Here is a 20418-nt window from a genome sequence, read left to right on the forward strand (position 1 = left end):
GCGTGAAACGCTGGGGTACTGGCCCATGTCTAAAGACATTCTGAATGGTCCGCCAACCGCACTCCGTTTTCACACAAACCGCTAAAGCGGCTTACTTATTTTTTCTTTCTCTTGATTTCTTCTCCTGTGAATGGGTCAATGAATTCTTTCATCGTCATTTGATCTTGCAGGATATCTTCTTGTAATTGATTTTTTATATACTCCTGTATCTTTTTCTTATTTCGGCCGACTGTGTCCACATAGTATCCTCGACACCAGAATTGACGATTACCGTATTTATACTTTAAATTTGCATGTCGGTCGAAAATCATTAGACTACTCTTCCCTTTTAAATAACCCATGAACGCAGATACACTCAATTTCGGTGGAATACTTACCAACATATGAATATGGTCAGGACAGGCTGTTGCCTCTATGATTTCTACATCTTTTCTTTCACATAATTGGCGCAATATTCTTCCAACATCCGCTTTAATTTGACCATAAATAATCTGCCTTCTATACTTTGGCGCAAAGACGATATGATACTTACAATTCCACGTTGTATGTGCTAAACTTTTATTATCCATTTATGGGGGCTCCTTTCGTACGAAGTCGGTTGACTAGACCTGACTTTATTGTACGTTTGGAGTTTTTTTATTGTCCATAGCTAAAAGCTTTCCGGAACCCCCTGCATAGCAGGGGGTTTTCAAAGCACACAAAGAAAAATCCCGCCTCTATTGGAGAGCGGGATTTAATCATTTTTTAAAAATCAAATTTAAAATGATCAGGATCTTGTCCAAATCGTTGGTTACGATCTAATGTTGCCATTTTCTCCATTTGATCTTGGGTTAATTCAAAATCAAAAATCTGTGCGTTTTCCTCAATTCGGCTCGGTGTTACGGATTTGGGAATAACGAGTGTATCATTTTGTAAATGCCAACGCAGTACTACCTGAGCAGGGGTTTTATCGATTTCTTTCCCAATCTCAATAATGGTAGGATCAGCAAGTACACCACCACGTCCTAGTGGAGACCATGCAGTAACAGCAATTTGGTGTTCACTACAAAATGCCCTTAATGGCTGCTGTTGTAAATATGGATGTACCTCCACTTGATTAACCATCGGTGCAGTATTTGCCTTAGCCAATATTTTTTCTAAATGATGCTCATGATGATTCGATACTCCTGTTGCGCGAATTAACTTTTCATCGTAAAGGCGTTCAATAGCTCGATATGTTTCTTCAAATGTTTCAGGGACAGCCCAATGAGTTAAATATAAATCTAAGTAATCCATATTTAAATTCTTTAGCGAAACCTCAAAGGCACGTAATGTTGCATCATATCCTTGGTCATTATTCCATACTTTTGTTGTAACAAAAATATCTTCACGACGAATGCCTGAATGTCGAATTGCTTCTCCTACTTCTACCTCATTACCATATAAGGATGCTGTATCAATAGCTCGATAACCGTATTGAAGGGCTTTATCAATAGCTTGTAATGTTTCCTCACGTTCTGTCATTTTGTAAACACCTAAGCCAAAACGAGGCATTTCTACACCATTTGATAATGTTTTCGTTGATTGTAAATTCAAAAAGCACAACCCCTTTCTTTTCCTAGTACCATTATACAAAAAATTGGATTTAAGAAAAATAAAGCGGCTAGTTAATACTATTTTTTCTTCTGTTCAACATCTTCCAATTGAATTGGATCAGCGATGCGCTCATCCTCTGCAAGCTCTAGCCCATCACGTAAATGCTCCATCTGCTTGCCCAAATCTTTTAATTCCTTCATATCTCTCACCATTGTCCCATTTTCAATATTTGGCACCTTTTTTTCCATACTGATCACCTCACTTTTAGTTTTCCCGATATCAAGCTGTTTGAACCATTTCTGACATATTTTATTCTGCTATGTCGTTTCATTTTTTAAGTAGATAGGCTATACTAAAAAGAGATTTCTTTATAACATGAGGAGGGTTACTTCCATGAAATTATTATTAATCATTGGTGTAACAGTTGCTTTCTTAACAGCTATTTTCACTGCTGGATACGAAGGCGACTACAAAGCTGACAAATAATATCTCAAGAAAATCACTAAGCTTTTAGAAAAGCTTAGTGATTTTCTTTTTTTGTGGAACAATAGAAATACTTGACTTTCCTTTATTTTTAAAATAAACTAACTTACATAAAGTAACTTAATAAAAAAAGATAACTACACGGAGGTATTCTAAATGCATTTTCATGAAAAACCTAACACGTATGTAACGAATGTTGAAATTAAAGTGAGTGATTTACAACGCTCTCTAACCTTTTATCAAGAAATTATTGGCTTTAACGTGTTACAACAAGATTCACATAAAGCTATGTTAACTGCCGATGGTGAAACAGCTCTATTAACTATTGTTCAGCCTAAAACCGTGGAAGATAAGCTTAGCATGACGACAGGACTTTATCACTTCGCCCTATTATTACCTAGTCGACGTGACTTAGCTAATGTCATTTCTCATTTTCACGAAAAAGGTGTATACCTTGGGGCTTCTGACCATGCTGTAAGTGAAGCACTCTATTTAAATGATCCTGATCATAATGGAATCGAGATTTATGCCGATCGTCCTGAAAGTGAATGGGCATGGCATAACAATCAGGTGCATATGGTGACAGAACCACTCAATATTCGTTCTATTTTAGAAGAGGGAGATGGAAACTGGCTTGGTCTACCTGCTGGCACAGTAATGGGCCATATTCATTTATCGGTCTCTAACTTGGCTGAAGCAGAGCAATTTTATACAAAGGGATTAGGATATGATATTGTCACACGCTACGGGTCCCAAGCATTATTTATTTCTACAGGCCGTTACCATCATCATATCGGTTTAAATACTTGGCACTCAGAGAATGCACCAAGGCTTGGAAAAAATCAAGTTGGCTTAAAAACGTTCTCATTGCGTTTAGATAACGAAGAACAAGCGGCAACGATGAAAAATAATCTTCGTGGTATAGGCGCACCAGTTACAGAAATTGTCGGAGGGTTTCAAACAGAGGATCCTGCGGGGAATGTTGTGTTATTAAAGTTTTAATATTAAAAAGCAGTTCTCACAAGCGGAGAACTGCTTTTTAATGTAACCCTGGATATCCTTGTTGACGTAATGCCTCATAAATAACAATTGCAGCCGTATTGGACAAATTAAGTGATCGCACATGATCACTTTGTGGAATACGTAAACACATATCTCGGCGTTCATAAGCAAAGTCCTTCGGCAAACCTGTAGTTTCTTTTCCGAACATAAAATAAATATCTCGGTCTTGATCACTAAAATCATTTTTCGTAAACGGCTCATCACTGTATGTTTCGATTAAATAAACATCTCCATTTTTAGAGTACTCTATAAAATCCTCAAGTGAATCATGATAGACAATATTTACACTATGCCAATAATCTAAGCCCGCCCGTTTCAGCATTTTATCATCCGTTGAAAAACCTAGCGGACGAATTAAATGGAGCGATGTATTAGTACCCGCACAGGTACGTGCAATATTCCCCGTATTGGCTGGTATTTCTGGTTGATATAAAACGATATGCAATGGCATAACGACACACTTCCTTATTAAAAAATTCTTTAAGATGACTCTTTAAAAAGTTAACGAAGCCTTCCTCTTTTGGAGCGACTCTTCTCACAATTAGAGCGGATCCGCTCTCAATCATAGAAACTCCAAGCAATTGATTTCATCCCTACATTAAACTGTAGTTAGTCAATTGCTTCTACATCCAATACTACTTAAAAAACTGCAACCCTTTATAAATTTCACTTCGCACTTCTTTGTCCTGCTCTGTAGCTTCTGCTTCATGTAAGGCAGTTTGTGCAGTATCCCCGCCAATCTTACCCAAAGCCCATGCGGCTGTGCCTCGAATGACAGGACGGTCATCTTTATGAAGTAGAGCAATCAAATCTGGTATGGCGGCTTCCTCTTTAAAATGAGCAAGTGCCAAGATGGCATTACGCTGGATAGGCTTTTTTCCACGCCATGAGCCTGAAACATGACCAAATCTCCCCTTAAATTCCCGATTAGTAATCGTTAAAAGCGGTGTCAATAATGGTTTGGCTAGCTCTGGATCTGGTATAAATTCTTCATGAATCCAATTAATTTTCCCTTTATTTTTAGGACATACTGTCTGGCATGTATCACAGCCATAGAGTCGATTACCGATATGACTACGAAACTCATCTGGTAATGTACCCTTCGTTTGAGTCAGAAAAGCAATACAACGCTGTGCATCCAATTGTCCACCTTGAATTAAGGCTCCCGTTGGACAAACATCCAAGCACAGTCGACAATCTCCGCATTCATCCTCCATTGGCTTATCTGGCGCAAATGGAATATTTGTAATGAGCTCTCCTAAATACACATAGGAACCAAATTCAGGCGTTATAATCGAGCAATTTTTTCCGCTCCACCCAATGCCTGCACGTTCAGCTACCGCCCGATCTACAAGGGCTCCTGTATCAACCATTGATTCAATACGTACACCTTTGACATGTTCCTCAAGCCAAGTGGATAATAGCTTTAAACGCTCACGTAATGCTGTATGATAATCGACACCCCATGAAGCACGGCAGAAAATTCCACGTCGCGCACCCCTTTTACCAATTGGTGCATTTTGCATACGTGAAGGGTAAGCCACAGCTATCGCTACAATACTCTCTGCTTCATCTAGTAATTGAAGGGGTTCTGTACGTTTTTGAATATCACTTTCTTCAAATCCAGACTGATAGCCAAGCTCCTGCTGGCGACGCAATCTGTTTTTTAATTCTGTAAAGGGAGCTGCTGTTGTAAAACCTATTTTATCAACACCAATGGACATCGCATATGCCACAAAATCACGTTGTAGGTCGTGTATGTTCATTTTATTTCCAACTCCTTACATGGTACAATATTAGAAATAGATAAAGTAGGTGATGTTCATTGGAAATTTCCATTAACCCAACTCTATTAACACAACATCCCGAGCTAAAAATCGGCATTATTCATTATACCAAAATTGTTGTAGCAGAATCCCCTCAAATGATTAAAGGGCGTATGCAATTGTATCAGGAAAATCTTTTTCTTGAAATGCAGGAACTTCCTGTAACACAGCGTGAGGGGATCGCAGAATGGCGACAAATTTGGAAAAAGCTTGGTGCTGATCCAAATCGCTATCGTCACTCAGCAGAAAGCCTTATGCGTCGAATTAGTAAGCAGAACTATTTAACGCCAATTCATTCAGGTGTTGATTTAAATAATTTCTTTTCACTTCAATATGAAATGCCAATTGGGCTATATGATGTTGCTCAAATCAAAGGGTTTGTAACAATTGATCTTGGTCATGACGAGATTGGTTATGAAGGTTTGAATGGGCGCTTTAACACATTAGAAAATATTCTGTATAGTCGTGATGAGGTAGGAGCATTTGGCTCACCTTTTGTTGATTCTAAACGCACAGCTGTCACAGAGGAAACAACTGATGCGTTACATATTTTTTATTTCCGCCCTTCCTTAACAAATGATGCAGCGAATGAACTGCTAGCGTCAGCTGGGAAAATGTTTAATCAAATTCATGGCGGACATTATCAAATCGCAATTATATCAAATGATGTACCATCTATAACACTATAAAAAGGACGTGTTTTCGTGATTAATCTTGCAGAAGCTGTTAAACTAAAAAGTATTTTAGGAAAGAAAACTCAAGAGCTAGTAAACGAACTACATCGCAGTGCCTTTGTAACAGTTGAAAAGGGACAAGCCCCTAAAACAAGTAATCGAGCACTCCCCCTTATTGAAGCTGACTTAGCCCAAGTTCGTCTAGATACTCGTACATTAGACCGCCTCGTTTACGAAGCAAACATCCAAAACACAGTAGACTTTAAAGGTCAAAAGCTAGCACTAGTAGAAGCCATCGAACTAGCAACACAACTTCGTGCCGAGGCTGATATGTGTAAAGATTTCAGTATGCGAGAAAAAGAGAGTGTAAGATTTGGCTATGGCGAAAATACAATGTTATATGAAATTGCTTTGTATGAGCCAGATGAATATAGAGAACGAGCTACAAAGCTTGAAAAAGATGCACATAAGCTATCTAATCTTATTAATTCAAAAAATTACAGTATTCAAATTAATTTTGACGATTCCCGTTATTTCTAGACTCGGGACGGTGAGACTCCAAACCGAGTTGGATGTGCTGTTTTCAAATCTAGCTTTTTTGGCTAATTAGTTAAAAACCAATAACAAGTTACCTGTTACTGTATGACCGATGACTAATGACCAACTATAAGCAATGGCCATACTCAAAACAACTTGATTCCATTTGAAAACGCCATCCAAGGCTCTCCTACATTTATGTATGGAGAGCTTTTTTATTTACTCAAAGAATAATTTGGATGACTAGTTTGCCCCATTCAAGGACAAAATGGAAGTATCTATAGGAAAGGGGTCATACTATGACACAGCAAAATGATTCAACACATGAGCAAGATATGACATTGACCAATCGACAGGGACATCCCATTACAAACAATCAAAATTTAAGAACAGTTGGTAATCGCGGTCCTGCAACACTTGAAAATTATGATTTTCTAGAGAAGATGAGCCACTTTGACAGAGAGAGAGTTCCAGAACGGGTTGTGCATGCTCGTGGTGCTGGAGCACATGGGTATTTTGAATCCTATGGTGTTGTTGGCAAAGAACCCATTTCTAAATATACACGCGCAAAAGTCTTTCAGGAAAAAGGGAAGAAAACGCCTGTCTTTGTGCGCTTTTCAACTGTTATCCATGGTGGGCACTCTCCAGAAACATTACGTGATCCCCGTGGTTTTGCAGTAAAGTTTTATACAGAGGATGGCAACTGGGATTTGGTGGGCAATAATTTAAAAATCTTCTTTATCCGCGATGCGCTGAAATTTCCAGACATGATTCATGCTTTTAAGCCTGATCCCATTACTAATATTCAAAACGTTGAACGTTTCTTTGATTTTTGTGCTAGCTCACCAGAAACCTTCCATATGGTAACATTTGTGTACTCTCCATGGGGAATTCCTGCAAATTATCGTATGATGCAGGGTTCTGGGGTTAATACGTACAAGTGGGTGAATAGTGAAGGCAAGGCAGTCCTTGTCAAATATCATTGGGAACCGCTTCAAGGAATTAAAAATTTAACACAAAAAGAAGCAGAAGAAATCCAACAGAAGAATTTCAATCATGCTACACAAGATTTATATGATGCCATCGAACGTAAAGACTTCCCTGAATGGGAGCTACATGTTCAAATTATGGAGGATGGTCCACACCCTGAGCTTGATTTTGATCCATTGGATGATACAAAGCTTTGGCCTAACGATCAATTCCCATGGTATCCAGTGGGCAAAATGGTATTAAACAAAAACCCTGAAGATTATTTTGCTGAGGTAGAACAGGCTACTTTCGGCACAGGGGTACTTGTCGATGGCTTAGACTTCTCTGATGATAAAATGTTGCAAGGTCGTACTTTCTCTTATTCTGATACACAACGCCATCGTGTAGGAGCCAACTACTTACAGCTTCCAATTAATGCACCGAAAAAACGTGTAGCTACCAATCAACATGGTGGGCAGATGATGTATAAGCGTGATTTGGCACCTGGCCAAAATCCACATATTAATTATGAGCCATCCATGCTGAATGGATTAAGGGAAGCAACACAGGCTGGTAAAGAATATACACCATTCGTTGAAGGAAACCTTGTTCGTGAATCAATTGATCGTCAAAGTAATACCAAACAGGCTGGTGAAACTTATCGTAACTTTGAACAGTGGGAGCGCGATGAACTTCTTGAAAATTTAATACGTGATCTATCGGTCTGTCATGAGGACATTCAAAACGCCATGATTGCTTTAGCAGAAGAAGCCGATGAAGAATATGGTCGCTTACTGAAGAAAGGTTTAAACAACGCTCAAAAAGACTCCTCGGCATCAAAACCACTTGGCAATATCAATGGTGATCAAGCACCTCAAGATGCAGTGAAGAAAGGACACGATGCCGAACCTTATTAACGAAGCTAAAAAAAATGATCCAGGGGGCGTCCCTGAGCCGCTTCACTCACTTCCGTTCGCTCCAGGGTCTCATCTGCGACGCTAAATCTCCTAGGAGTGAAGCTGGCTCCGCTCCAATCAACCATTCTGCAAAGGTCTTTACTTTTTCATAGATCAAATAGCCCATTATCGGTATTTAGACCTCTCGTGGGATACGAGACAGGCAAGCCTCTAAACGGAGCAGTAGCGGAGGAAGCGGCTCGGCGCTCACACAGGAAAGCAAGTAGCCTGCAACGGAAATCCATTTCTACCTTTCAATTGACTGTTTTGCAACATTAAGAAAAGACATTACATTTTTTGTAATGTCTTTTGCTTATTGTTCATATGCCTTATACCAATGATAAGGTTGAATTTCCTTTAATGATTTAAATACCAATTCACCATCTGCATTCGTAATCGCCGCCTTTACATTCTCTCCCCAATAGAAAAGTCTTTCCTGGCAGACTCCACAGGGTGTCAGCACTACAAATTTAGATGTTTCGTCTTCCCTAGCAACACAAATCGAATGCGTAACCTTTGTATTCAATTTATGTGCCTCTAGGATGGCACCTGTTTCCATACATAATTCAGTAGCAGCATTCATGACCTCTGGTGCGACACTTGTTAAAATTTGCCCATCTGCGGTATATAAAGCTGCGGCTCCTCCCCATCCAGAGGGGTATCTTTTTTCTGCTAATGCTACCGCTGCTTCATAAAGTTTTCTTTCTATATTCATCTTACTTACGTCTCCTTATTCCTCATGCACGCCTGGTAATAGCCTCAACATCTTTTCCTGTGCATCTAAAATAGCCTCTGTTCCTAATGGAATGGCAATATTCGTTGTTTCATGTCCAATCTTAAAACCTGCCACTACTGGAATCCCTAAATCTGCAAAATACTCCTTCATTAATGAATGAAGTGCTGCTTCATCAGTTCCTGTCTGTGTAAATGAGCCAATGACGACTCCTGCTAATTGCTCGAACTTCCTTGCTTGTTTTAAATGCTGAAGCATCGAATCAATAACCGGAATCGTTTCATTTACATCCTCTATTAATAAAATCCTGCCCTCAGTTTGCACTTCAAATTTGGTTCCTAGTGTGCTGACAAGACGATAGAGATTCCCTCCAATCATTTCACCACGTGCAATGCCTCCAGCAATCGTTGTTAACAGAGAAATTGCCTCTGTATACTGAATTTCCATCGGAGAGAATAGCTGTAAAAACATTTTCTTCGATAAATCATCCATCTTATTAGCTGACATAAGCATTGGTCCATGAAATGTCACCATATTGGCATATTCATTAATCGCACAATGTATATATGTAACATCAGAAAAGCCCCAGAAAATTTTAGGATTTTCCTCTATTAAGGCATAATCAATTTTTTCAGCTATTCTGGCAGAGCCATAGCCTCCCTTTACACAAAAGATTGCTTTCACTTCTGGGTTTTTCACCATGTCATGAAAATCAGCTAGTCTGATTTCATCACTACCTGCCAAATATTCATGTTTTGCATGAATCGTATCACCCACAATATAACGAAGTCCCAATTCGTCTAAAAAGGCTACTGCTTCTCCTAGTTTTTCAGGCTCTACAAGACTTGAAAGTGCAACAACACCGACTAAATCTCCCTTTTGTAAACATGGTACGGTACTTTTCACAGTTATTCCTCCTCTTGTTTTCCTTATTTTAGCATAGCAAAACTTCAGAGGCATTGATTATTGCTACGCTGATTGCCTATAATTAACTTTACTATTCAATTAATAAAGGGGTTATGGCTTCATGAAAATACCACCATATATATTATTAGTACTCGCAACTCTTTTATGGGGTGGTAATTTTGTTATTGGACGTGCCATTAGCGGAGATATCCCTCCCCTAACACTTGCCTTTTTACGCTGGTGTGTCGCATTTATTATCTTTTTTCCCATAGCATTTCGCCAATTAAAGCATGAATGGCGGATACTGAAAAAACATTGGCTGATTGTCATTATCTTATCGTTAACAGGTGTTGCAGCATTTAACACGCTTGTTTACATTGGATTACATTACACAACGTCCATTAATGCATCGTTGATGAACTCTTCTACGCCTATAATGATTTACATACTTTCTTTTATTTTTTTGAAGGAAAAACTATCAAAATTTCAGTTAATAGGGACCGTTTTATCTCTGTGTGGAGTTGCCTTTATTATAATGGGAGGCTCTTTTACAAGGATGGTAGATTTTACTTTCAACAAAGGAGACTTAATTGTGATCGCAGCGGTATTTTGTTGGAGCGTGTATTCATTGCTCATTAAACAGTATGCCACTCGTTTACCAGGGCAATCTACCTTTCTAGTAACGATTGGACTTGGGGCTATTGTGTTATTCCCATTTTCTCTCTATGAAACACTGTCTAGCGCAACTGTAATTCATTGGGAATGGTCAACCATTGCTGCTATTTTATATGTTGGTATTTTCGCTTCCATCGTTGCTTTTCTCTGCTGGAACAGTGGTGTTATCCAGCTTGGAGCGAACAAGGCAAGTATTTATTTAAATTTCATTCCTGTTTTTGCCTCCATTTTCGCTGTTCTTTTTCTAAGTGAAAGATTGCACTCTTTTCAGCTTATAGGTGGACTAGCCGTTGTAGCAGGGGTTATTTTATCAGGAAAAATAAATAAGCAAAGACTTCAATCCTAAGAAGTCTTTGCTTATTTTTGCTAATTCGTACCACCATAAATTACTGTAACATTAGGATGGTTTAATAATTGGCTTGCTGGGAATTCTTCTGTAATATGACCACTTTTCAATTTCTCAATCGCTGGGAGTTTTTTTTCACCAAAGGCAATGAGGATGATTTCCTTTGCCTTCATTATGGATTGAATGCCCATTGTAATCGCATGTGTTGGTACTTCAGATGGATCATCAAAGTAAATAGCATTTTCTGTTCTTGTGGACTCTGTTAACTCCACGATATTCGTCTTGGAATTAAACGATGTGCCTGGTTCATTAAAAGCGATGTGTCCATTTACACCAATGCCAAGAAGCTGTAAATCAATGCCTCCTGCTTCTTCAATGCGCTTATCATATGCAGCACATTCTTCTGCTAAATTGGCTGCCTTCCCATTTGGCAAATGGATATTTTCCGGCTGTATATCCACAAAATTAAATAAATTCTCATGCATAAATGTAAAGTAGCTTGCTGGACTTGTTTGCTCAAGACCTACATACTCATCCAAGTTAAAGGTTTGTACTTTTTTAAAAGATAAATGGCCAGCCTGATGTCGAGCCACTAATTTCTTATACATACCTACAGGTGATCCACCAGTTGCTAAACCTAAAACACTATCAGGTTTCTCTTGTATTTGTTTGGAGAAAATAGTAGCTGCCACTTCACTAAGTTCCTCGTATGTATTCACTTCTATCCATTTCATTCCTTATACGATACCTACCTTACTATCAATATTATTAACTAATATGTATAATATTTCACTTTATAGTAGCTAATATATTAATCTTACTAGTTATTTATCTATTTTTCTATCATTTCCTACTTCATTTTATGCGTGTAATCCTAGACTATTTCGGTTATGTTATTAATAAGGAAGTGAGGCGATTGTATGAATGAACAGATTCAGCACTATTTACAGCATATTCAATTTCAAGGAACGTTAGAGCCATCTATACAGCTACTTGGACAATTACAAACTAAACATCTATTAAACATTCCCTATGAAAATTTAGATGTTGCCTTGAACCGTGGGATCTCCTTCGCTATTCCTGATTTATTTCAAAAAATAATTATTGATAAACGTGGTGGCAATTGTTTTGAACTAAATATCTTATTCAGCTGGCTCTTACGGGAGCTTGGCTTTTCTGTCACCAATCGCTATGCTCAGTTTTGGCGCAACATAACGGAAAATACTCCTTCAGAGGAAATCCCCATGCATCAATTATTGTTAGTGAATGATGGTGGTCAATTCTATATCTCGGATGTAGGTGTCGGTGCCTTAGCGCCCTGTAAACCAGTGCCACTGATTGCTGGCTATCAACACCGTGAAGGTAAAGAGTTATATAAAATAGATTATGATGAAGCGAATGGTTGGATGCTGTTGGAACAAGCTAAACATAGTTGGCGTTTGCTTTATAGTTTTCACGACGATGCCAATGATGCAAAATTTGCACCACGACTTTCCAAGCAAAAAAATAAAATTGCTATGATTCGAACCATTGGTGGCCGTCATACCATGATGAACAACGAATTTAGAATTTATGAAGGACAATCCTTAACTACTTATACAACAAACACTGAGAAGGAATGGCTGCAAGCTCTACAGCGTTTTTTTCATATCTCTATACAACAATAAGGAAAGCAAGTCCATCGGTGGCTTGCTTTCCTTTCACATTATTCCATTGTCCGATTGAGCAATTCAAACACAACTATGTCATTGTGTAGCTCTTTGACTAATCCTATATCATCTACAAAATAATAAGTTTTCACCACATCACTAAATTCTGACCTTTTCTCTACTATAACCACGCCCGTATATTGCACTTCACCAGCTTGTACTGTGCCATCAGTAGATTTTACAGTTACTCGTTCCCCGGCAGAAATCCCTGGATCATCTTCATGTAAAACAACACCTATTCTAAGTGGCAGTTCTATATATAAATCATAATGTGTGTTAGCTTCACTAGCAATGGCTTGACCGTATGCTCGATCATGACCATATAAAAGCTCATCAGAAATAGTTTGTCCTGTAGTTACATTTTTGACTGTCCATACATCATTTTTACCGTCGTGTTGCTGATATTGATAGTTTAAAGTATAACGCTTATTGTCACTTAAAGAGTAATAGGCATACGTATATTCAAATGCGGGGTCCTTTAGCAAGTTAGGCTTAGATAGCGTCATTGCTCTTGCTAAAAACGCTGAGAAATGGGCGCGTGTAACAGGGTCATTAGGTTTAAACGAACCATTCTCATAGCCCCTTACTAAATGATTATGGGCCAGTGTTAAAATTTCTTTATAACCTGGTGTCTGCTTACTCACATCTGTAAAATAATAAGGATCTGAACCTTTTAATTGAAAGGCCCTACTTAGCACAATCGCCATTTCCCCCCTTGTAAGCGGTGCATCTGGATGAAATTTATGGGCAGTATCAAATATACCTTTATTTTGCACAGCCGCAATTTCTTTATAAAATTTATGGGTGGTTGTGACATCTTGATAGTTTGGATTTTGTACATGGATCGTGTTTAAGCCTAAAGCACGTGTTAGCATTACAGCTACCTGTGCTTTCGTAATATAATCATTCGGCTTGAACAAGTTATTAGAATACCCTTTCGCAATATCCTGTTCTACTAAATAATGAATTTCCGTCGTCAATGTATCATCCGTTAGATCGATAAAGTTGGCTGCCTGCACTTCCTTTGGTAAAATACCAATCGTTATCAGGATCAAACATACTAGCTTCAATATGTTCTTCACATTATCCCTCCTCCTTCGATTCTTTACCCATAAAGACGTATTCATATGCTTAAAATGAAAAAAGCCTCTATTAAAAGAGACTTTATTCGTTATTTTTATATTGAATTAATCCAATCCCTATTCCAGTCGGATCGACCAAATAAGCAAGATAGAAATCATCAAACGCCATTTTGTCACGCAAAATAGTAGCACCGTTGTGTTTTGCCTGTGCAATGACTTCGTCAATTGCATCGACTTCAATTTGAATTCTTGTACCATGTGGAAAATCGCTTGGTCCTTTACCAATGCCACCATTTATTCCAGCTTTGTCTTCATTTCCAGTCATAACTGCCCAATAATCCCAATTTGGAGCTGCCACCTCCCAGCCAAACACTTTACTATAAAAAGCTGCCGCTTTCTCCGGTTCCTGACTATTTAATTCAAAGCCAATCACTCTTCCCATCCATATGCCTCCTCTTTATTTTTAGCATAACAAATAATTCAACAATTAATTGGAATTCCCTTCCTAAAGGCTTTAGAATTTTGACAATATTCCGAATAAAAAATTTATGTATTTAATTAGTTAGAAAATTATGTATAATTAAATTAGAACGACTGTTCAAATCATTAAAGGAGTACAACATTGAGTAAAAGACGCTATGACAGTGATAAGGCAAAGATTGAAATTATCAAACACGCCATCCAATTATTTTCTCAACATGGCTATAATCAGACATCTGTTGGTGATATTGCGAAAGCCTCTGGTTATAGTAAAGGACATATTTATTATCATTTCGAAAATAAAGAAAAGTTATTTGTGCTTTTGGCGCAGCAATCGATGAAAAATTGGCATGACAAATGGTTGCAACAAGAATCTTCATACACCACATCAACAGATAAATTGTATGGTATGGCCATGCATGTCCTCTATGAGTATCAAACACCTTTACTAAAGTCAGGTCAGGAACTGGCATCTAATCCAAAATCAAGTCCTGATTCTATACAACAGTTATTTAATTTAGCTATTACGCCAATGAATGCTTATCGAGCAATTCTTCAAGAGGGCATCGACAAAAACGAATTTATTAATGGCAATGTTGATACATGGACCATCTTACTTGGTACATGGCTAGGTGGATTATGTCAGCTCACCAATACTCAAAATTTAAAATCATTAGAACCACTCTTTCAACAGGCAATAACGATTTTCTTAAAAGAAATTAAAAAAGGTGGGATTTAAATGAAAGTAGGTTTAATAGGTGATAGCTTAACAGAAGGTCGTCCAGGCGTTTCATTTTATAATGTCTTGAAACTTCAATATCCTCATATTTCATTCGATAATCTTGGCAATCCAGGCGAGACGATTAAAAGTTTATTTACTCGCTTGGAAAAAGCACCACTCCAATCTTCCTATGATCTCCTTATTATTTGGATAGGCGTCAATGACGTCTATTCAAAATTATTAAAGGTGCAAGCACAACCAGTGGCGAAGGATCATATTGAATTCGAAGAGTACTGCCTCAAAGTAGTAGAGAAGGCACATGCCGCTTCTAAAAATGTAGTGTTAGTATCTCCAACATTAGTAGGAGAAGATCTTCAAAATCCCTCTAACAAAGAAATAACACAATTAACGTCTGTTATGGAGTCTATTTCAATGAAATCTGGCAATGTTTATTTTGTAAATATGCAAAATCTCTTTAAAGAGCATTTAGAACATTTGGAGTGCTCAGGCTTTATTAATACGAATGTAATAAGAGTCCTACTGGATGTTTTATTTTACAAAAGTCCTTTACGTATCGATAAATTATCTCAAAAAAGAGGGCTACATGTAACTTTAGATGGTGTTCATTTGAATAGTAAAGGTGCTGATATAGTGGCACAGCAATATAGCTCTATCATTGAACTTTATAAAGTCGAAGGAGACAAAATCGGGAGGTTCTAAAGATGAGAAAGGTTGCAGTTGTTACAGGTGGTGTATCAGGGATAGGAAAGGCTATTTGCCAGGAATTAATTGCTCGCCATATATTTGTCATTATTGCTGATATTCAAGATCATGAGGGTCGTGTGTTAGAAGCAGAGTTAAATAAGGATATCGCCCATGTAAAATTTGTACATTTAAATGTAACCGATTACAAAAATGTAACTTCTGTCATTCATGATGTATTTGAAGAATTTCACCGTATAGATTATCTGTTTAATAATGCTGGTATCGCTATGTATGGGGAGATGGGTGAAATGACTATTGAGGATTGGAAGGAAATTATGGCCATTAATTTATGGGGTGTCATTTATGGGACTCAAATAGGCTACCCACTTATGAAAAAACAAGGTTTTGGTCATATCGTCAATACCTCCTCTGCTGCAGGGTTAGGACCTTCTCCTTTTTCTACTGCATACGCTACTACCAAACATGCTGTTATAGGACTAACAACCTCTCTACACTATGAGGCTGAGGAATTCGGGATTAAGGTGAGTACTTTATGTCCAACGTTTGTGGATACACCAATTTTCGATAATGCAAAGGCGATTCATATGGATAAATCAATTATCACCCAACAATTAAAGCAGCAAAAAATGATCTCACCTCAGCGAATTGCAAAAATGGCTATAGAGGGTGTTCATCAAAATAAGCCTATCATTTGTCCAATGCCAATGCGCAAAACACTGGATGTTGTTTTTACTATTTTTCCTTTTTTACACAAAGCGTTAATGAGAATGGTTTGTAAAGTGAGTCGTAATGCACGTTTAACCTAATGTTTCACAAGGCTCCCTTCTAATGGGAGCCTTGCTTATTTTATAATACGACACCATCGCTCATTTTAATAATACGATCTGTATATGCCAACATTTCTTCGTCATGCGTCACTAATAATGTTGTTATATTTAAAGTTTTTGTTAATGTTCTTAATAACACCATAATCTCTTTAGAGCGCTGTGAATCTAAACTAGCCGTTGGTTCATCAGCAAACAATACTTTCGGTTGATGAATAATAGCACGTGCAATTGCTACACGTTGCTTCTCTCCCCCTGACAAGGAGGAAGGATAGGCAGTTTTACGATGTTCCATTCCAACTAACTCCAATAGCCGATTGACTTCATATTTCTGTTCATTCTTTTTTAATGAAGATTCAGCAACATCTAACATTAATAACAATTGCTCCTCCACTGTCAAAAATGGGACGAGATGTGCAAATTGAAAAACAAAGCCGAATTTACTTGCACGTAATTTTCGTATCTGTTCAGGGCTCATCATAGTTAGATTTTGTTCTTCAAATAGCACTTGCCCATCTGTTGCTGGTTGTAATCCTGCTGCTATCGTTAATAATGTACTTTTCCCAGAGCCAGAAGCACCTACCAATGCTGTAATCTCTCCCTCTTTTAAAGAAAGATTGATGCCCTTTAAGATTTCCTCCTCGACTTCTCCATTCTTAAACGTTTTTCGTACTTCATCCATTGTAAATACCGTCATGATTAAGCCTCCCCCTGCTGTATTGCTTGTAACGGTTCAATTTTTTTAATTTGCATTCCTGATAATGTAGCACCGATAAAGCCTATGAGGAGGAACACAATGGATAACTGTGCTGTAGTACCCATTGATAAGGTGAATGGCATCCCCTTAGGAGCAACGACGTTGAAAAGCTGGCTAAGGCTGACTGATACAATAAGTGAAAAAATTGTAATAATAGCCATCTGTGTCCAAATCATTTTAAATAGCTTACTTGTTTTTAATCCAATCGCTTTTAAAATGCCATACAAGCCAATTTTTTGTACATTCATCATATAGAAGAAAATAGCAAACAACATCCCACTAATCACCACTAAAAACCAGATAATCATATTTAAAGATAACTGTTCCGCATTATAACTAGGGATAGTATTGAGAAACTCTTTATTGCTATAAGCTTGCAATCCCTTAATATCTTTCGGCTCACTATTTGGTACATAAATTAACTGCTTATCATCCACTCGATACATCTCCTGATAAGCCTTTTCACTAATATAAACAACGGGAGCATGGCTATATTTTTTTTGCTCTACAAAACCTGTTACAATAAACTTTCCACCGTACTGATTATTCGTTAATATATCTCCAACTTGAATTCCTTTATCTTGCAGCGAACGATCCAAAAGCACCTCGTTTTGTTGCACATTGCTAAAAAGTTTAGATTCCGTTGATGTCACAAAGGCTACACTTTGCTGTTTATCATCCTGATCGTTTAAAAAGCCCATCTGGATCGAAAAAGCTACTGCCTCTTTTTCTTTACTAAAGACTTCCTGCTGGAGATTGCTATCGATTCTTGAAAGATTAAACGTTCCATCCGCATCCTCAGCCATATAAAATTGTCCCTTCGGTAAATCCTTAATTAAAGCAGCATTATCCTGTGACAGACCATTTGCTAAACCCGAGATAATAAACGTTAAAAAACTAACTAGGAAGATAATGGAGCCCAAGATTAAAAACCGTACTTTATTCTTCTTCATTTCTTTCCAGGCAAGATTCATCACTAACCCCTCCATTTCTTTGATTACTCATAGCTTATAATTGTTAAATGAACAGAGCATGAACTAATCGTTAAAATGTAGGGATGATATAGAAAGCCACTCTATAAAGGCATTTTTATCCCTGAACTGCCCCGTAAAAGTTAGACACCAATCTAACTTTTACGGGGGTTTTTTTATGGCAAAAGTAAGTGCTGAACAACGTATTCAAGCAGTTCAACGATATTTAAATGGAAATGAAACTTTGATCGAAATTGCGAAAGATATCGGTGTGACAGCTCAGATCGTCAGTGAATGGGTTCGCCGTTATCAAAAAAATGGCGTAGAGACTTTCTTAAAGTCCTATACAAACTATTCAGCTGACTATAAAATGAATGTACTTAATTATATGAACGAGACAGGTACATCTTCGAGAGACACAGCTGCACTATTCAATATTTCATCTCCTGGCATGATTCGGAATTGGAAGTTGAAGTTTGAAGTTGGTGGTTATGATGCCCTTGTTTCTAAGAAAAAGGGGCATCCATCTATGAAAAAAGAGACAAAAAGAACAACGAAATCAACACCAGCTGAAGGATCTGTTGAGGCGTTAGAAGCACGAATTAAACAATTAGAAATGGAGAATGCGTACTTAAAAAAGTTGAATACTTTAGTTCAAATGCAAGAAAAATTACCAATCAAATCAAAGCGCAAGTAATTTATGAACTGAAGGAAATCTATGAAGTAGTGGAATTAATCAAAGTCGCTGATATTCCACGTAGTACGTATTATTACTGGGAAAAGCGTTTGAATCGTCATGATAAATACGCTGATGTGAAAGTCGCAATTCAGTCCATTTATCATGAACATAAGGGACGTTATGGTTATCGTCGGATCACCAAAGAATTAAAAAAATTTGGTATTCATCACGATCCAAAAACGATTAACTGCTTGATGAATGCCATTGGCATAAAGTGTGAAGTCCGCATGAAGAAATATCGTTCGTATAAAGGTAACGTCGGAAAAATTGCCCCAAACATATTACAACGCGATTTTACAGCGGAAAAAATGAACGAGAAATGGGTAACAGACGTGACAGAGTTCCATCTATTTGGTGAGAAACGCTATTTATCACCCGTCCTTGATCTATGTAATGGCGAAATCATTGCATACACGGTAATGAAGCGTCCAGTGTATAAACTAGTCCATAATATGTTAGAACAAGCATTGGAGCGCCTCGAATCAGGTGATCAAGTCATTCTTCATTCAGATCAAGGTTGGCATTATCAAATGAAAAAGTATCAACAAACATTAAAACAACACGGGATTACGCAGAGTATGTCCCGTAAGGGCAATTGTTTGGATAACGCAGTTATTGAAAATTTCTTTGGCTTATTAAAATCTGAACTCCTGTATCTACAAGAATTTGAATCCATGGCACATTTTGAACAGGAACTCCATGACTATATTTACTATTACAATCACAAACGAATAAAGGCAAAATTAAAAGACCTAAGTCCGGTGGAATACCGAATTCAGGTCTTAGAAGTTGCTTAACTAAATATGTCTAACTTTTTCGGGTCAGATCACCCATAGAGTGGCTTCTTTTGTGAATTTTATTTATCTTTACTTGCTAAAATCTTATTTTGTTATAGAACCTCGCCTTGAATGAATTGCTATTTTTTGATTTCTAATCACGGTCTTACTATTTTATACGAACTGTGAATATCAATTGTTGTATGAATATAGTATCTATAATAGAAGACAAGCACACATTTATCTATTAGTTAACGTTACCACGATCATCGTGATTACATATAATATAGCTGTTGTATAGGCAACAATAAGACCCATTCAGTCTACCTCTTTTTTATCTATGTTTATATACATTCTATAATTTTTTACAATAAAAAAAGAATCCCTAATAAATCAAGGATTCTTCGTTGTAATTGATACCGGTGGTCGGGGTCGAACCGACACTCCAAAGGAACACGATTTTGAGTCGTGCGCGTCTGCCAATTCCGCCACACCGGCATAATGGAGATAAAAAAAATCGGATAAACCGATTAACAGTTAAAATATGGAGGCGGCAACCGGATTTGAACCGGTGATAAGGGTGTTGCAGACCCGTGCCTTACCACTTGGCTATGCCGCCGTCATACATGGAGCGGAAGACGAGGTTCGAACTCGCGACCCCCACCTTGGCAAGGTGGTGTTCTACCACTGAACTACTTCCGCAAAAATGGCTGGGGTACTAGGATTCGAACCTAGGCATGACGGAATCAAAATCCGTTGCCTTACCGCTTGGCTATACCCCAACAATGGGGCGACTGATGGGAATCGAACCCACGAATGCCGGAACCACAATCCGGTGCGTTAACCACTTCGCCACAATCGCCATTGTATTATGATGTTTATTAATTTTAT

22 protein-coding genes and 5 tRNA genes are annotated in these 20418 nt (G+C 37.9%); 10 read left to right on the forward strand and 17 right to left on the reverse strand.

Features of this window, described 5'->3' with window-relative positions; all coding sequences use genetic code 11:
* Nucleotides 1-95: 95 nt before the first annotated feature.
* From tnpA to MHB39_RS19215, 3 genes are all read right to left on the reverse strand, one after another.
* The gene (tnpA, locus tag MHB39_RS19205; protein ID WP_036129052.1) at nt 96-569 is read right to left on the reverse strand and encodes an IS200/IS605 family transposase; all 474 of its coding nucleotides are present in this window, start codon (nt 567-569) and stop codon (nt 96-98) included.
* A 175-nt stretch (nt 570-744) separates the two neighbouring features.
* Nucleotides 745-1575, reverse strand: coding sequence for an aldo/keto reductase (locus MHB39_RS19210; protein ID WP_342544985.1), 831 nt, complete (start codon nt 1573-1575; stop codon nt 745-747).
* A gap of 77 nt (nt 1576-1652) precedes the next feature.
* A complete protein-coding gene (locus tag MHB39_RS19215; RefSeq protein WP_004230831.1) occupies nt 1653-1823 on the reverse strand; it encodes a hypothetical protein in 171 nt (56 codons plus the stop codon).
* Nucleotides 1824-2214: 391 nt separating this feature from the next.
* On the opposite strand from MHB39_RS19215, the gene MHB39_RS19220 reads away from it, so the two are divergent.
* The gene (locus MHB39_RS19220) at nt 2215-3060 is read left to right on the forward strand and encodes a VOC family protein (protein ID WP_016993720.1); all 846 of its coding nucleotides are present in this window, start codon (nt 2215-2217) and stop codon (nt 3058-3060) included.
* Between the two features lie 37 nt (nt 3061-3097).
* Here the strand turns inward: MHB39_RS19220 and trmL are convergent, their stop codons facing one another.
* Nucleotides 3098-3571: a tRNA (uridine(34)/cytosine(34)/5-carboxymethylaminomethyluridine(34)-2'-O)-methyltransferase TrmL gene (gene trmL, locus MHB39_RS19225; protein ID WP_004230835.1), complete on the reverse strand. Its 474-nt coding sequence runs from the start codon at nt 3569-3571 to the stop codon at nt 3098-3100.
* A 184-nt stretch (nt 3572-3755) separates the two neighbouring features.
* Complete coding sequence (gene queG, locus MHB39_RS19230) at nt 3756-4886, reverse strand: tRNA epoxyqueuosine(34) reductase QueG (protein WP_054548666.1); 1131 nt, start codon at nt 4884-4886, stop codon at nt 3756-3758.
* Nucleotides 4887-4945: 59 nt separating this feature from the next.
* Here queG and MHB39_RS19235 point away from each other — a divergent pair, with 59 nt between their 5' ends.
* The 3 genes from MHB39_RS19235 (at nt 4946) to MHB39_RS19245 (ending at nt 8043) form a co-directional block, all read left to right on the forward strand.
* On the forward strand, nt 4946-5635 hold the full coding sequence (locus tag MHB39_RS19235) for a phenylalanine--tRNA ligase beta subunit-related protein (protein WP_048391818.1): 690 nt from the start codon (nt 4946-4948) through the stop codon (nt 5633-5635).
* Nucleotides 5636-5650: 15 nt separating this feature from the next.
* The gene (locus tag MHB39_RS19240; RefSeq protein WP_048391820.1) at nt 5651-6160 is read left to right on the forward strand and encodes a hypothetical protein; all 510 of its coding nucleotides are present in this window, start codon (nt 5651-5653) and stop codon (nt 6158-6160) included.
* Between the two features lie 296 nt (nt 6161-6456).
* Nucleotides 6457-8043, forward strand: coding sequence for a catalase (locus tag MHB39_RS19245; RefSeq protein WP_342544987.1), 1587 nt, complete (start codon nt 6457-6459; stop codon nt 8041-8043).
* A gap of 352 nt (nt 8044-8395) precedes the next feature.
* Here the strand turns inward: MHB39_RS19245 and MHB39_RS19250 are convergent, their stop codons facing one another.
* Both MHB39_RS19250 and MHB39_RS19255 read right to left on the reverse strand, forming a co-directional pair.
* Nucleotides 8396-8797, reverse strand: a complete 402-nt coding sequence (locus MHB39_RS19250) for a cytidine deaminase (protein ID WP_339280335.1) — start codon at nt 8795-8797, stop codon at nt 8396-8398.
* Nucleotides 8798-8812: 15 nt separating this feature from the next.
* Nucleotides 8813-9721: an LD-carboxypeptidase gene (locus MHB39_RS19255; protein WP_342544989.1), complete on the reverse strand. Its 909-nt coding sequence runs from the start codon at nt 9719-9721 to the stop codon at nt 8813-8815.
* Between the two features lie 121 nt (nt 9722-9842).
* Between MHB39_RS19255 and MHB39_RS19260 the strand changes: the two genes are divergently transcribed.
* Nucleotides 9843-10742 carry a DMT family transporter gene (locus MHB39_RS19260; RefSeq protein ID WP_342544990.1) on the forward strand — a complete coding sequence of 300 codons (900 nt, stop codon included), beginning with the start codon at nt 9843-9845 and terminating at the stop codon, nt 10740-10742.
* Nucleotides 10743-10762: 20 nt separating this feature from the next.
* Here the strand turns inward: MHB39_RS19260 and nagB are convergent, their stop codons facing one another.
* Nucleotides 10763-11476, reverse strand: a complete 714-nt coding sequence (gene nagB, locus MHB39_RS19265) for a glucosamine-6-phosphate deaminase (protein ID WP_342544991.1) — start codon at nt 11474-11476, stop codon at nt 10763-10765.
* 186 nt (nt 11477-11662) lie between these two features.
* Here nagB and MHB39_RS19270 point away from each other — a divergent pair, with 186 nt between their 5' ends.
* Complete coding sequence (locus tag MHB39_RS19270) at nt 11663-12409, forward strand: arylamine N-acetyltransferase (RefSeq protein WP_342544992.1); 747 nt, start codon at nt 11663-11665, stop codon at nt 12407-12409.
* Between the two features lie 38 nt (nt 12410-12447).
* Here the strand turns inward: MHB39_RS19270 and MHB39_RS19275 are convergent, their stop codons facing one another.
* Entirely contained in the window at nt 12448-13533 is a 1086-nt protein-coding gene (locus MHB39_RS19275) for an S-layer homology domain-containing protein (protein ID WP_342544993.1), read from the reverse strand.
* An 82-nt stretch (nt 13534-13615) separates the two neighbouring features.
* Nucleotides 13616-13975 carry a VOC family protein gene (locus tag MHB39_RS19280; protein WP_016992092.1) on the reverse strand — a complete coding sequence of 120 codons (360 nt, stop codon included), beginning with the start codon at nt 13973-13975 and terminating at the stop codon, nt 13616-13618.
* A gap of 180 nt (nt 13976-14155) precedes the next feature.
* On the opposite strand from MHB39_RS19280, the gene MHB39_RS19285 reads away from it, so the two are divergent.
* The 3 genes from MHB39_RS19285 to MHB39_RS19295 are packed head-to-tail and all read left to right on the forward strand — an operon-like array spanning nt 14156 to nt 16266.
* Nucleotides 14156-14752 (forward strand): TetR/AcrR family transcriptional regulator, encoded by a 597-nt coding sequence (locus MHB39_RS19285; protein WP_016992091.1) that lies wholly within the window; start codon nt 14156-14158, stop codon nt 14750-14752.
* Nucleotides 14753-15454, forward strand: coding sequence for an SGNH/GDSL hydrolase family protein (locus tag MHB39_RS19290; protein WP_342544996.1), 702 nt, complete (start codon nt 14753-14755; stop codon nt 15452-15454). It begins immediately after the preceding gene.
* A 2-nt stretch (nt 15455-15456) separates the two neighbouring features.
* Nucleotides 15457-16266: an SDR family oxidoreductase gene (locus tag MHB39_RS19295; protein ID WP_342544997.1), complete on the forward strand. Its 810-nt coding sequence runs from the start codon at nt 15457-15459 to the stop codon at nt 16264-16266.
* Between the two features lie 40 nt (nt 16267-16306).
* Here MHB39_RS19295 and MHB39_RS19300 read toward each other — a convergent pair whose 3' ends face one another.
* Together MHB39_RS19300 and MHB39_RS19305 are read right to left on the reverse strand one after the other, a co-directional pair.
* Nucleotides 16307-16981, reverse strand: a complete 675-nt coding sequence (locus MHB39_RS19300; RefSeq protein WP_342545000.1) for an ABC transporter ATP-binding protein — start codon at nt 16979-16981, stop codon at nt 16307-16309.
* A 2-nt stretch (nt 16982-16983) separates the two neighbouring features.
* Nucleotides 16984-18015, reverse strand: coding sequence for an ABC transporter permease (locus MHB39_RS19305; RefSeq protein ID WP_342545003.1), 1032 nt, complete (start codon nt 18013-18015; stop codon nt 16984-16986).
* Nucleotides 18016-18190: 175 nt separating this feature from the next.
* On the opposite strand from MHB39_RS19305, the gene MHB39_RS19310 reads away from it, so the two are divergent.
* Nucleotides 18191-19548 (forward strand): IS3 family transposase gene (locus tag MHB39_RS19310; protein ID WP_128568261.1). Its coding sequence is split into 2 segments (ribosomal slippage): nt 18191-18644 and nt 18644-19548, totalling 1359 coding nucleotides; the frame shifts between segments, so codons are not numbered across the junction.
* Nucleotides 19549-19944: 396 nt separating this feature from the next.
* Here MHB39_RS19310 and MHB39_RS19315 read toward each other — a convergent pair.
* The 5 genes from MHB39_RS19315 to MHB39_RS19335 form a co-directional block, all read right to left on the reverse strand.
* A tRNA-Leu gene (locus MHB39_RS19315) sits at nt 19945-20025 on the reverse strand.
* A gap of 47 nt (nt 20026-20072) precedes the next feature.
* Nucleotides 20073-20146 (reverse strand) — tRNA-Cys (locus MHB39_RS19320).
* An 8-nt stretch (nt 20147-20154) separates the two neighbouring features.
* Nucleotides 20155-20229: transfer RNA gene (locus MHB39_RS19325), tRNA-Gly, on the reverse strand.
* A gap of 5 nt (nt 20230-20234) precedes the next feature.
* A tRNA-Gln gene (locus MHB39_RS19330) sits at nt 20235-20309 on the reverse strand.
* Between the two features lie 4 nt (nt 20310-20313).
* A tRNA-His gene (locus MHB39_RS19335) sits at nt 20314-20389 on the reverse strand.
* Nucleotides 20390-20418: the final 29 nt, after the last annotated feature.

The organism is Lysinibacillus sp. FSL K6-4013, assembly GCF_038630435.1.
Classification (GTDB): Bacteria; Bacillota; Bacilli; order Bacillales_A; family Planococcaceae; genus Lysinibacillus; species Lysinibacillus boronitolerans.

Coding starts and splice junctions, on each gene's coding strand:
- tnpA (WP_036129052.1), bottom strand. CDS start 569: ATGGATAATAAAAGTTTAGCACATACAACGTGGAATTGTAAGTATCAT.
- MHB39_RS19215 (WP_004230831.1), bottom strand. CDS start 1,823: ATGGAAAAAAAGGTGCCAAATATTGAAAATGGGACAATGGTGAGAGAT.
- MHB39_RS19220 (WP_016993720.1), top strand. CDS start 2,215: ATGCATTTTCATGAAAAACCTAACACGTATGTAACGAATGTTGAAATT.
- trmL (WP_004230835.1), bottom strand. CDS start 3,571: ATGCCATTGCATATCGTTTTATATCAACCAGAAATACCAGCCAATACG.
- queG (WP_054548666.1), bottom strand. CDS start 4,886: ATGAACATACACGACCTACAACGTGATTTTGTGGCATATGCGATGTCC.
- MHB39_RS19245 (WP_342544987.1), top strand. CDS start 6,457: ATGACACAGCAAAATGATTCAACACATGAGCAAGATATGACATTGACC.
- MHB39_RS19250 (WP_339280335.1), bottom strand. CDS start 8,797: ATGAATATAGAAAGAAAACTTTATGAAGCAGCGGTAGCATTAGCAGAA.
- MHB39_RS19260 (WP_342544990.1), top strand. CDS start 9,843: ATGAAAATACCACCATATATATTATTAGTACTCGCAACTCTTTTATGG.
- nagB (WP_342544991.1), bottom strand. CDS start 11,476: ATGAAATGGATAGAAGTGAATACATACGAGGAACTTAGTGAAGTGGCA.
- MHB39_RS19270 (WP_342544992.1), top strand. CDS start 11,663: ATGAATGAACAGATTCAGCACTATTTACAGCATATTCAATTTCAAGGA.
- MHB39_RS19280 (WP_016992092.1), bottom strand. CDS start 13,975: ATGGGAAGAGTGATTGGCTTTGAATTAAATAGTCAGGAACCGGAGAAA.
- MHB39_RS19290 (WP_342544996.1), top strand. CDS start 14,753: ATGAAAGTAGGTTTAATAGGTGATAGCTTAACAGAAGGTCGTCCAGGC.
- MHB39_RS19295 (WP_342544997.1), top strand. CDS start 15,457: ATGAGAAAGGTTGCAGTTGTTACAGGTGGTGTATCAGGGATAGGAAAG.
- MHB39_RS19300 (WP_342545000.1), bottom strand. CDS start 16,981: ATGACGGTATTTACAATGGATGAAGTACGAAAAACGTTTAAGAATGGA.
- MHB39_RS19305 (WP_342545003.1), bottom strand. CDS start 18,015: ATGAATCTTGCCTGGAAAGAAATGAAGAAGAATAAAGTACGGTTTTTA.